Below are 11,189 nucleotides of genomic sequence, written 5' to 3'. Positions count from 1 at the left end.
GCGCTGCCCGGTCGGGCCTACCCGGGCCTGGTGCCGGCCGCCGGGGCGGCCGCGGTGGTGGCCGGACGCGCGCTGTCCGGCCTCAGCCCGCCGGAGCGGGCCGTTCTCGACGCGTTCGAAGGCGACGAGTACGAGACGCGGCGCCTCGTACTCGTCGACGGCCGGCCGGCATCGGCCTACGTCTGGCGTGACGTCGCGGCCGCCCTGGACCAGACGTGGGACGCCGACGCGTTCGCCGCCGCCCACCTGCCGGCGTTCGTGGCGCGGATATTGTCCCACCCTCGTTTCTGACCGCCGCCGTTCCCGGCTGCCGCGGTTGCGGCTGCCAGCACTCCTGATCGTCCTGATCGCTGTTACTTGATCGTTGTTGCTCCGGGCTGCCGTCGCCACGGGCCGGACCCGAAGGCCCGGGGGGACGGACGGCCTTTCCGGAGCCGGGCGCACACGGCCGACGCCGACGTTCCACGGCCCGTGGAAGGGCCGGAACGCCGGCGTCGTCGAGCGGGTTCCCGCTGTTCGCTCCCGGGCGCTCAGCGAGTGGGCGCCTCAGGGCCGGACCGGCTGCCTCGCGTGCCGGACGGCGTGCTGGACGTGCCTTGCACGGTGGACCGGGATGGTTCGGTGTACTCCCGGCCGCCGGTGCGGGCCTCGATCCGGTCGGTTTCGGGGTAGGGCTCGTAGGACCCGCGAGGCGGTGTGTCAGGCCTGGTCACCGCATAGATCACGAGTACGTCGAGCGCGATGAGGATGACTGCCCACACCGGGAAGACCGCGAGGAAGGCAAGGTGCGCGATCACGTTGACCGTGCAGATCGCGATCGCCGCCCAGCGGGCCCACTGCCGGCCCATGAACAGACCCGCCGCGACGGCGACCTCGACGATGCCCATGGCTATCAGCAGCCAGCCCCAGAAGTCCAGATCCTGGTAGATGATCACACCGTTGCCGGTGACGAGATAGGAGTATCTGTCGAGAGCGGCAACTCCATAAATGATATTGTGAAAGCCTGTGATGAAGAGGATGACCGCGGCGAATACCAGCCATCCGTTGGTGCGTGCCGCTGACCGTGCCGGTTGCATGAAATCCTCCCTGGAGCGTGGCGGGACGCCTGGCGACCCGGGGCCCGGTGGCCGCTGGCGGCCGCGGAGGGGCCGCGGTCGCGTCACCTTCGGTGTCGCTTTCGGGTCGGTTGGCGGCCCCGGGGCCGCCAGGTCTCCGGCGGCGCGCAAGGGGCACGACTGGGTCACCGGCGGCCGGCTGGCCCACATGGCCATACCCTCCGTGTGCCCTCCGGGCGCCTCGCGCATGCCTGCGCACGCCCTGGACATGCCCGGTTGCCCGGCATTCCGGCCTGGAGACCCGTCGCGCAGGGTCACGTTCGGCTGATCGAAGATCCATCCGGCGCGCTCTGGCCCGCACGGCCGGTGGCTGTCCGGCCGGGCACGGCCCTTCGTGGACGCCGGTCGCCACCGGCCAGAAGAGCGGCCCCTGGCCGAACTGTCGCCACCGGCCCACCACCGGCGGGCTCCTCGCCGCGGGCGGCGGCCCTCAGCACCGAGCGCACCCGGGAGTCCGAGCCGTACCGCCGGTCGGCCTCGCCGGCCCGTCCGCCGGCGTTCGCCGCCAGCGCGTCGATGCCACAGCGGACGACGTTCATGCCGACGTTCCCGGTGATGCCGGGAACGCTCCCGGAGGAGGTGAACCGCCACATCGCCCACTTCTGCCAGCCGCCGGGCAGGGAGCCCGGGGCCGAGCTTCCGTTGTAAATGGCGAACCACTGTGGGTAGCAGGAGAATGACGTGGTGTTCTTCATCGTGTCGCTCCAGAACGACCGGTAGGTGTACAGGATGGGCGCGCGCCCGGTTCTCGTCTCGACCTCCTCCAGGAAGGCGCGGGCCCAGGCGGTGAGCTGGTCGGCCGACAGGCTTCCGTCGGCCTCGAGATCGAGGATGGGGGCCAGATGACCGTTGGACCGGGTGAGGCCGGTGACGGCGAGGAACCGGTCGGCCTGTTCGACCGCGGCCGTGATCGGCTGGGTGGGCCGGGCGTAGTGGTACGCGCCGACGACCAGGCCCGTCTGGAGGGCAGGGAGGCGGTCGAGGGCGAAGCACGGGCTGGTGTAGGTCATGCCCTCGGTCGCCCCGACGATGGCGAAGGTGACGCCGGCCGGGTGGACCGCGTTCCGGCCGATCTGCGCGCCAGCGGGGTGCTGCCATGACGAGATGTCGATACCTTGCGGCCACCGAGCCGGGACTGTCTGCGCGGACCGGTCCGCGATGGGTACGGCCGCACCGGATGCGGCCGCGGCTGTGTCCGCCGTCATGGGGACGGCGGCCGTGGTGCCCGCCGCCGGGGCAGGCGCGTCGAACGTGGCGGTCGCGTTACGAATAGCCCACTCGCCGCGAACAGCCCACCCGCCGCGAACGGCCTGCGCGCCGCGAACAGCCTGATCGTGGATGCCGTGCGCCACGGCCGCTACGACGGCCCCGCGTGTGCCGCCCCACCGGTGGGGCCGGACGGCCCGGCCTGGCCCGGCGTCATCCTGGCAGGCGGTCGTCCTGGCAGGCGGATGTGGGTGCGATGCCCACGGGAGCTCCTTGGCGTGACCGGGTGGGCTGGCCGACGGATGATGCCAGAGGCAGGCTCGCTCGACCAGATACTACGCTAAGAAGAATAATATCTACTTATAGTGATATAAACAGTACGCGAGTCGATCTTTTCGCTACTCAAAGTTGCGATCTTTATGATCGGGCCCATTTTCGTGACATGTAGTGGTGTCTACATCAGAGCGGATCGCGCCGGACAGCGAAGATCTGTTCGCCTTGGGCCGCGGCTTCCCGGGCGCTGTCGCGCACGCGTGCCGGGGGGAGCCGGGCGGCCGTGGCGGGCGCGGGCGGCGTCACTGCTACCGGGCCCGTGACACGCACTGCCCCGTCGTCGTGTAACGTAAGGCGCGCGTACTCGCCCCTTTAGCTCAGTCGGCAGAGCGTCTCCATGGTAAGGAGAAGGTCTACGGTTCGATTCCGTAAAGGGGCTCTGTGGCACCGGTCGGTAGCCAGGTGAACGGCTGCCGGCCTTCACTCCGTCGGCTGGGGGCCAGCTGCCGGAGTGGGTCCACCCAGGCGGTGTAGCTCAGCCAGGCAGAGCAAGCGGCTCATAATCGCTGTGTCGCCGGTTCAAATCCGGCCACCGCTACCGGTCGGGTCGCGTCCCGCCATGGGCGGCGCCGCAGTCGTGCGGCACGTCCGAGCTCTGGTTCGTTCTTGTCCCACCTGCAGGAAGAGGCACAGCACCGTGGCCGCCACCGACGTCCGTCCGAAGATCACCCTGGCGTGTCAGGCGTGCAAGCACCGCAACTACATCACGCGCAAGAACCGCCGCAACGATCCGGACCGTCTGGAACTGCGTAAGTTCTGCCCGAACTGCCGGCACCACACCGAGCACCGAGAGACCCGCTGACCGCGTTCGCGGACATCCCTGGCAGGCTCGTGGCCCGCGGGGCGGCATCGTCTTTCCAGGAGCCTTCCAGGGCTCCACGGGTCCTTCCGGGATGATGTCGGGCCGCTACGGCCTGTCGGTACGGCAGCCAGGGCGCGCGGGGCTAGTGTTCAGTCCGTTGGACTGATCTCTTCACTGTTGGTGATCGCCGCTTCGACTCCTGGAGCCGTCTGTCCTCGCTGGGTGGCGCGTGGGAGGGTGGTAGCTCCCGGGCGTTCCAGGGTGGTTCCAGCCGTGGGGACGGCGAGATCGGAGCATGTGGTGCCGCTCAATCGGGACTTTGTCGGACGCAGGTTCGTCGCGGACGCTCCCTTCCTGGTCGGTCGCGAACACATCCGGCAGTTCGCGGCCGCGATCCAGGACAACAGTCCGCTCTCGCACGATCTTGAGGCTGCCAAGGCGGCCGGTTATGTCGATCTTGTAGCGCCGCCCACCTTCCTGACGGCGGTGGCTCTCTGGCGGCCCGTGGTGCCGGTGCGCGACCCACAGCTCGGTCTCGACTACTCACTGGTGGTGCACGTCGAGCAGCGCTACTCGCTGCGCCGGCCAGTCATCGCCGGTGACGAGCTCGTCGTCTCCGCCACCATCGCCGACATCCGCCAGGCCGGGCGCAACGAGCTGCTGATCAGCGAGTACGAGTTCGTCACGACCGGCGGCGAGCTGGTCGCGACCGCCCGGACGGCGCTGGCCTCGCGCGGCACCGCGGCCTGACGGCATCCAGAGGGACGCGGGCCGGCCTGCCGGCCCTCCAGGGATCAGGAAGGGTGCTGAGCGCTCACATGCCTGCCATCATCGACTACGACGACGTCGAGGTCGGTACCCGGATTCCCGAGCGGGAGTTCCGGATCCGCCGGGAGGACCTTGTCCGCTACTGCGGGGCCTCCGGCGACTTCAACGTGATCCACTGGAACGAGCGGGCGGCGCGCGATGTCGGCCTGCCCGGTGTGATCGCTCATGGGATGTACACCATGGCCACGGCCGCCCGGCTCGTCACCGACTGGGCGGGGGACCCCGGCAGCGTGGTCGACTACAGTGTCCGTTTCTCCTCCCCGGTGCCGGTACCGGACGACGACACCGGTGCCACGCTCGTGGCCAGCGGCGTCGTCGAGAAGAAGCTCGAGGACAACCAAGTGGTCGTCAACCTGACCGTGCGGTTCGACGGCAGCAAGGTGCTGCTGGCCTCCCGGGCCACCGTCCAGCTCGCCTGAGGCCGGCTCGGCTCGTCTTTCGGAGGCCCGCTCGGGTTCCGAAGGCCCGCCACGCGCCTGCCACGCGCGCCTGCCCGCGGCCCGCGGGGCATGCGCGCGGCGGGGCAGGCGCGTGGCGGGCTGGTCGTGGTGACGGTGTGTCCGCCGGGCGGCGTGGCCCGCGTGTTGGTCAGCGTGCCTCGGCCAGCAGGTCGGACAGCCGCTGGACGCCCGTGACCAGGTCCTCGTCGCCGAGCGCGTAGGACAGCCGGGTGTAGCCCGGGGTCCCGAACGCCTCGCCCGGCACGATCGCCACCCCCGCTTCCTCGAGGATGAGCGAGGCCAGTTCCGCCGAGGTGGCCGGGGTCTTCCCCCGCAGCGTGCGGCCGAGGACGCCGGCCACCGACGCGTAGCAGTAGAACGCCCCGTCGGGCAGCGGGCAGACCACCCCGGGCGCGCTGGAGAGCATCCGGTGCATGGTCAGCCGTCGCCGGTCGAACGCCTTGCGCATCTCCACGACGGCGTCCAGCGGCCCGGTCACGGCCGCCAGCGCCGCGGCCTGCGCGACGTTGGAGACGTTGGACGTGGCGTGCGACTGCAGGTTGGTGGCGGCCTGCACCACGTCCGGCGGGCCGATCAGCCAGCCGACCCGCCAGCCGGTCATGGCGTAGGTCTTGGCCACCCCGTTGACCACGATGGTGCGGTCGGCGATCTCCGGCACCTCGACCGGCAGGGACGCGAACCGGGCGTCGCCGTACACCAGGTGCTCGTAGATCTCGTCGGCGATCACCCACAGGCCGGCGTCGGCCGCCCAGCGCCCGATCGCCCGGACCTCCTCAGGGGTGTGTACGGCTCCGGTGGGGTTGGACGGCGAACAGAACAGCAGCACCTTCGTCCGGGGGGTGCGGGCGGCTTCCAGCTGCTCGACCGTCACTCGGTAGCCCTGCTCCGGGGTGGTGACGACGTCCACCGGGACGCCGCCGGCGAGCCGGATCGACTCCGGGTAGGTCGTCCAGTAGGGAGCGGGCAGCAGGACCTCGTCACCGGGGTCGAGCAGGGTGGCGAACGCCTGGTAGACCGCCTGCTTGCCACCGTTGGTGATGAGCACGGCGCCGGCGGGGACGTCGAGCCCGGAATCGCGGCGGGTCTTGTCCGCCACCGCCTCCCGGAGCTCGGGCAGGCCGGCGGCGGGTGTGTACCGGTGCATCTTCGGGTCGCTACAGGCCTTCTCGGCGGCCGCGACGACGTGGTCGGGGGTGGGGAAGTCCGGTTCGCCGGCGCCGAAGCCGATCACGTCCCGGCCGGCTGCACGAAGCGCCTTCGCGGTCGCGTCCACGACGAGCGTCGCGGAGGGGGCGATGCTGCCGATGCGATGAGAGATCCGGGTCATGACTGTCATGCTGCCATGTGTCAGGGGTTGCCCGCCCGATCATTGCCGGGGCCGTTCGGACACCACGGGACGCCACAAGGGCCGGTGCGCGGATGGTCCGACAGCGGTTTCGGTCGGTATCCGCCCTGCCCGGAGGAAGACCTTCGGCGTCCGCCTTCCGGCGGGCCCTCGGTTCCGTGCCGGTCCCGCACTGGTTCCGCACTGGTTCCGCGCCGGTCCCGCGCCCGGCCGCGTGCCGGCCGGGCGGGAATGCGGGACGCCGAATCCGCGTCGCCGGGCCGCCGCGGGGTGGGCGTCCCGCTGGCCCCGCCGGGGCCGGGGCCGGGCGGCCAGGTAAGCGGGCCTGCGTAGGAGTATGGTGGATGCGCTTGGGCTGTCCTCCCGGTATGCAGTGCCGCCGATGACCATCAAGATCGGTTTTTCCGATAGATACGATCTTGTTCGGTGGCCGCTGCTCCGACGGCGGTCGCAGTGCAGAGGGGCGTGGCTCAATTGGTAGAGCACCGGTCTCCAAAACCGGCGGTTGCAGGTTCGAGTCCTGTCGCCCCTGCGGTACCCGACGACCAGGTAGGTGGAGTGAGTGGCGACCGACACACGTGACGCGGCACCGCGGGCCGGCCGGCCGACCAGGCCCGCGGGCCGGCGTCGCACGACGCCACTGCGGTTCTACCGCGAGGTTGTCGCCGAGCTTCGGAAGGTCGTCTATCCGGGCCGGAACGAGCTGATCACCTATGTGATCGTCGTGCTCGTGTTCTGCTCGATCACGGTGGCCTTCGTCGCCTCGCTGGACTTCGGTCTCACCAAGGCGGTGTTGGCCGTTTTCGGTTGATGTGGCCGGATTCTACGGATTCATGCCGCCCCGAGGCCCGCACGGCTCACAGAGCACGGCCACAAGAGAGAAGGAACGTCCGCGTGTCCCAGTTTCCCGAGCACGTCTCCTCCGAACAGGGGGAGGCTCTCGACGGTCTCGATCCGCTGGCGGCACTGGCGCGCGACGAGGTGGCGAGCACGGAGGCCGGCGCACTGCCGCAGGCCGGCGAGAGCGGTGACGGCGCCACGGGTGTCGACACATCCCCCGGCTACCTCACGACGGACCGGGCGGACGTGACCGGTCCGGCGGACGCGGGCCAGCCCGCCGCCGCCGAGGCCGAGGACGACTCCGAGGACATCCGGCGGGCCCTGGAGGACGCTCCGGGACAGTGGTACGTCATACATTCGTATGCCGGATACGAGAACAAGGTCAAGACGAACCTTGAGACCCGGATCTCCAGCCTCAACATGGAGGAGTACATCTTCCAGATCGAGGTGCCGACCGAGGAGGTCCCGGTCATCAAGAACGGCAAGCGGCAACTGGTGCAGCAGAAGAAGTACCCCGGTTACATCTATGTGCGGATGGACCTCACCGACCAGTCGTGGTCGGCGGTCCGCAACACCCCGGGCGTGACCGGCTTTGTGGGGCTGACCAACAAGCCGTCGCCGTTGCGCACGGAGGAGGTCCTCTCGATCCTCGCGCCGCCTGCGCCGCGCGAGAAGAAGGTCGAGACGGTCCGGGTACAGGAGTTCGAGGTCGGGGAGTCGGTGACCGTCATGGACGGCCCGTTCGCGACCCTGCCGGCCACCATCAGCGAGATCAACCTCGACGCACAGCGGCTCAAGGTGCTGGTGTCCATCTTCGGCCGCGAGACGCCGGTCGAACTTCAGTTCAACCAGGTCGCGAAGATCTGAGCCCGCCCCACCGCCAGCAGCAACTCGGAGAGAAACGACACCATGCCTCCCAAGAAGAAGAAGATCGCCGCCATCATCAAGCTCCAGATCAAGGCCGGTGTGGCGACGCCGGCGCCTCCGGTGGGGCCGGCCCTCGGCCAGCACGGCGTGAACATCATGGAGTTCTGCAAGCAGTACAACGCCGCCACCGAGTCCCAGCGCGGGAATGTGGTGCCGGTCGAGATCACCGTGTACGACGACCGCTCGTTCACCTTCGTCACCAAGACGCCGCCGGCGGCGCGGCTGATTCTCAAGGCCGCCGGGGTGGAGAAGGGCAGTGGCGTGCCGCACCGGACGAAGGTGGCCAACCTGACCGCCGAGCAGATCCGTCAGATCGCCCAGACCAAGCTGCCGGACCTCAACGCCACCACCCTGGAAGCCGCTGAGAAGATCATCGCTGGGACCGCCCGGTCGATGGGTATCACCATCAGCGGGTGACGACCAGTCCGGCCGCGCGGTCGCGGCCGTGACCGCAGCTGTGGGAGGGCGCCCGATCACGCCCGACCCGTCCTGGGAAGTGCCTGGCCCGTAGGACGCCGAAGGCGGCCAGGGCCGAAGGCGCCGGAGGCTTCGGCGCGAGGGGCTCCGCCGCCGCGAAGGGCGCCGGAGGCGCCAGCGCACTGGCCTGTCGGGCCACCAGGGGCCGACGATGGCGGGATCATGTTTCCCTGTCGTCCCACCCCGGGCCTTGTGGCCGCCGACCGGGACGAGACGGGTGGTGCAGCGGCTCCGGCCCGCCATCACCACGAGGAGACACGCATGACCAAGCGCAGCAAGGCATACCGGGCCGCGATCGAGAAGATCGAGGCGGACCGGCTGTACACCCCGCTGGAAGCCGTCCAGCTGGCCCGCGAGACGTCCACGACCAAGTACGCCGCCACCGTCGAGGTCGCGCTGCGCCTCGGTGTGGACCCGCGCAAGGCTGACCAGATGGTCCGGGGCACCGTGAACCTGCCGCACGGCACCGGGAAGTCCCCGCGGGTGGCGGTCTTCGCCGTCGGCGAGAAGGCGGCCGAGGCCACCGCCGCCGGTGCAGACGTCGTCGGCAGCGACGATCTCGTGCAGCGGATCCAGGAGGGCTTCCTCGACTTCGACGCGACCGTCGCGACCCCCGACCAGATGGCCAAGGTCGGCCGCATCGCCCGTATCCTGGGGCCGCGCGGGCTCATGCCCAACCCCAAGACCGGCACGGTCACCCTCGACATCGCCAAGGCCGTCCGCGACATCAAGGGCGGAAAGATCAATTTCCGGGTCGACAAGCAGGGCAACCTGCACATCGTCATCGGGAAGACGGCCTTCACCGACGAGCAGCTGATCGAGAACTACAGCGTCGCGCTGGACGAGATCGTCCGGGTCAAGCCGGCCGCGGCCAAGGGCCGTTACCTGAAGAAAATCACTTTCACGACCACGATGGGCCCCGGGATTCTGGTCGACCCGGGCCGTACCCGCAACCTTCTCGAGGACGCCGCCGCCTGAGCCGGGCGGCACCGGCCTCGCGGTGGGCCGCGGCCGGCCGGGGGCGCGCATGCGGCCCCCCCGGCCGGCCGCGGCTTTCAAGGCCGTGTACCGTTTCGACACGGAGGCCGAAAGCGGAACGATCATATTTTTCGTATCGCCGCAGGCTCGAGTATCCTGCTTACTGAGAACCAACTGGTCACTGAGAACCAAACCGAAGACCGCTGGTCGTCGTCCCCTCGTGGGGCGGCCGAAGGTTCCGGAGCCACCGGACGGCCCGCGCAGGTGAGGGAGCATTGCCCGGGGACGGCGTTGTTTCGCCCCGGTCGGTACGCCCCGCGCGCCTGCGCCGGGGCGTTCGTCGTCTGCGGCACCTTTCGGACGACCGGCCAGACCCCATGAAGGAGCCCGATGGCGAAGCCGGAAAAGGTCGCCGCGGTAACGGAGATCGTAGACTCGTTCCGGGGCGCGTCCGCGGCGGTGCTGACCGAGTACCGCGGGCTGACGGTGAGCCAGCTCACCGAACTGCGCCGTTCGCTCGGCGAGGGCACGCAGTACGCGGTGGTCAAGAACACCCTCACCAAGATTGCCGCCGGGCAGGCCGGTATCAACGGCCTGGACGAGCTGCTGGTCGGCCCCACCGCGGTCGCGTTCGTCACCGGCGACCCGGTCGAGGCGGCCAGGGGCCTGCGTGACTTCGCCCGGGCCAACCCGGCCCTGGTGGTCAAGGGCGGGGTCGTCGAGGGCAGGCCGGTGTCGGCGGAGGACATCCGCAGGCTGGCCGACCTCGAGTCGCGCGAGGTGCTGCTCGCCAAGCTCGCCGGTGCGCTCAACGGCTCGCTGGCCAAGGCGGTCGGCCTGTTCGCGGCGCCGCTGTCCCAGACGGCCCGCCTGGCCGAGGCACTGCGGGCCAAGCGGGAGGCGGAGGCGCCCGTGGCCGAGGAGCCGGCGGCCGATGCGTCCCCGGCCGAGGCGAGCGAGTAAAAGGCGAGCGAGTAGAGCGCCAGCCACGTACAGCCCGGCGCGTCCCGCTACCCGGCCAGCCTGGCTGGTGGGGCCGACGCCGACGAGCGCCGGCCGGCCCGTCCCCGGGAGCCGCGAGCCAAGCGGTCCCCGGTGATCCCCGGTAATCCCCAGTAATGACACATAGCCACAAGTGACCCGACGGGCGGCGGCCGCGCCGTTTTCGGCCCGCTGACGCGGTACGCCCGGCCGGACTTCCTGATCCACCACGATGAAAGGACCGCCATCATGGCGAAGCTGTCGACCGACGAGCTGCTGGACGTGTTCAAGGAGATGACGCTGCTGGAGCTGTCGGAGTTCGTGAAGCAGTTCGAGGACACCTTCGGGGTGACCGCGGCCGCGCCGGTCGCGGTCACCGCGCCGAGCGCCGCGGGGCCGGCCGCCGAGGCACCGGCCGCCGAGGAGCAGGACGAGTTCGACGTCATCCTCGAGTCCGTCGGCGACAAGAAGATCCAGGTCATCAAGGAGGTCCGCGCGCTGACCAGCCTCGGGCTGAAGGAGGCCAAGGACCTCGTCGACGGGGCGCCCAAGCCGGTGCTGGAGAAGGCGACCAAGGAAGCCGCGGAGAAGGCCAAGGCAGCCCTGGAGGGCGCCGGCGCCACGGTCACCGTCAAGTAGCCATGACGCCCGCGGGCCGTTGCCCTCTCCCTCCCCGGAGACGAGAGGGCAACGGCCCGCGTGGTTGGCTCGGATTGTCCTGACGCTTCGGACCGCCCCGTCGGCGCGGGCCGCTCCGCTGCTTCGGGGTGCCCTGCCGTTTCGGGTGCCCTGTCGCTTCGGGCCGCTCCGGCAGCGGAGCCGAGGCCGCCGGGGCCCGTCGGACGGGCTGCCGAGCGTCTGCCCGGGCCGGTCGCGCCCGGGCCGGTTGTCGCGGC

The 11,189-nt window shown here is 70.3% G+C and carries 13 protein-coding genes and 3 tRNA genes; 13 read left to right on the top strand and 3 right to left on the bottom strand.

The genetic code is table 11. The features are described from left to right. On the top strand, positions 1–291 hold a 291-nt coding region (locus NBX02_RS20010; protein ID WP_250292548.1), incomplete at its 5' end, for a gamma-glutamylcyclotransferase. Between the two features lie 239 nt (positions 292–530). Here the strand turns inward: NBX02_RS20010 and NBX02_RS20005 are convergent. Together NBX02_RS20005 and NBX02_RS20000 are read right to left on the bottom strand one after the other, a co-directional pair. After that, positions 531–1,076, bottom strand: a complete 546-nt coding sequence (locus NBX02_RS20005) for a DUF7144 family membrane protein (RefSeq protein WP_250282050.1) — start codon at positions 1,074–1,076, stop codon at positions 531–533. Between the two features lie 293 nt (positions 1,077–1,369). After that, positions 1,370–2,320 carry a glycoside hydrolase family 25 protein gene (locus NBX02_RS20000; protein ID WP_250292545.1) on the bottom strand — a complete coding sequence of 317 codons (951 nt, stop codon included), beginning with the start codon at positions 2,318–2,320 and terminating at the stop codon, positions 1,370–1,372. Between the two features lie 640 nt (positions 2,321–2,960). Between NBX02_RS20000 and NBX02_RS19995 the strand changes: the two genes are divergently transcribed. From NBX02_RS19995 to NBX02_RS19975, 5 genes are all read left to right on the top strand, one after another. Further along, positions 2,961–3,033 (top strand) — tRNA-Thr (locus NBX02_RS19995). Between the two features lie 85 nt (positions 3,034–3,118). Then, positions 3,119–3,192 (top strand) — tRNA-Met (locus NBX02_RS19990). A gap of 99 nt (positions 3,193–3,291) precedes the next feature. Continuing rightward, positions 3,292–3,456 (top strand): 50S ribosomal protein L33, encoded by a 165-nt coding sequence (rpmG, locus tag NBX02_RS19985; protein ID WP_250282052.1) that lies wholly within the window; start codon positions 3,292–3,294, stop codon positions 3,454–3,456. A 300-nt stretch (positions 3,457–3,756) separates the two neighbouring features. After that, positions 3,757–4,206, top strand: a complete 450-nt coding sequence (locus tag NBX02_RS19980; RefSeq protein WP_250282055.1) for an FAS1-like dehydratase domain-containing protein — start codon at positions 3,757–3,759, stop codon at positions 4,204–4,206. Between the two features lie 68 nt (positions 4,207–4,274). Beyond that, positions 4,275–4,703 (top strand): MaoC family dehydratase, encoded by a 429-nt coding sequence (locus NBX02_RS19975; protein WP_250282057.1) that lies wholly within the window; start codon positions 4,275–4,277, stop codon positions 4,701–4,703. Between the two features lie 169 nt (positions 4,704–4,872). Here NBX02_RS19975 and NBX02_RS19970 read toward each other — a convergent pair whose 3' ends face one another. Continuing rightward, complete coding sequence (locus tag NBX02_RS19970; RefSeq protein WP_250282059.1) at positions 4,873–6,081, bottom strand: pyridoxal phosphate-dependent aminotransferase; 1,209 nt, start codon at positions 6,079–6,081, stop codon at positions 4,873–4,875. A 468-nt stretch (positions 6,082–6,549) separates the two neighbouring features. Between NBX02_RS19970 and NBX02_RS19965 the strand changes: the two genes are divergently transcribed. From NBX02_RS19965 to rplL, 7 genes are all read left to right on the top strand, one after another. Continuing rightward, a tRNA-Trp gene (locus tag NBX02_RS19965) sits at positions 6,550–6,622 on the top strand. 30 nt (positions 6,623–6,652) lie between these two features. Further along, entirely contained in the window at positions 6,653–6,901 is a 249-nt protein-coding gene (gene secE, locus NBX02_RS19960) for a preprotein translocase subunit SecE (protein WP_250282061.1), read from the top strand. 83 nt (positions 6,902–6,984) lie between these two features. Continuing rightward, positions 6,985–7,797, top strand: a complete 813-nt coding sequence (gene nusG / locus NBX02_RS19955; RefSeq protein ID WP_250282063.1) for a transcription termination/antitermination protein NusG — start codon at positions 6,985–6,987, stop codon at positions 7,795–7,797. Positions 7,798–7,839: 42 nt separating this feature from the next. After that, positions 7,840–8,274 carry a 50S ribosomal protein L11 gene (rplK, locus tag NBX02_RS19950; protein ID WP_250282066.1) on the top strand — a complete coding sequence of 145 codons (435 nt, stop codon included), beginning with the start codon at positions 7,840–7,842 and terminating at the stop codon, positions 8,272–8,274. Between the two features lie 321 nt (positions 8,275–8,595). After that, complete coding sequence (gene rplA / locus NBX02_RS19945) at positions 8,596–9,312, top strand: 50S ribosomal protein L1 (RefSeq protein WP_250282068.1); 717 nt, start codon at positions 8,596–8,598, stop codon at positions 9,310–9,312. Between the two features lie 390 nt (positions 9,313–9,702). Continuing rightward, on the top strand, positions 9,703–10,275 hold the full coding sequence (gene rplJ / locus NBX02_RS19940) for a 50S ribosomal protein L10 (protein ID WP_250282070.1): 573 nt from the start codon (positions 9,703–9,705) through the stop codon (positions 10,273–10,275). A gap of 267 nt (positions 10,276–10,542) precedes the next feature. Beyond that, positions 10,543–10,932, top strand: coding sequence for a 50S ribosomal protein L7/L12 (rplL, locus tag NBX02_RS19935; protein ID WP_250282072.1), 390 nt, complete (start codon positions 10,543–10,545; stop codon positions 10,930–10,932). The last annotated feature ends 257 nt before the right edge of the window (positions 10,933–11,189 follow it).

This window comes from Protofrankia sp. CiP1_Cm_nod1, assembly GCF_920888515.1.
Lineage (GTDB): Bacteria > Actinomycetota > Actinomycetes > Frankiales > Frankiaceae > Protofrankia.
The sequence above is the reverse complement of the archived record's forward strand: the minus strand, read 5'-3'. Positions and strand labels throughout refer to the sequence as shown.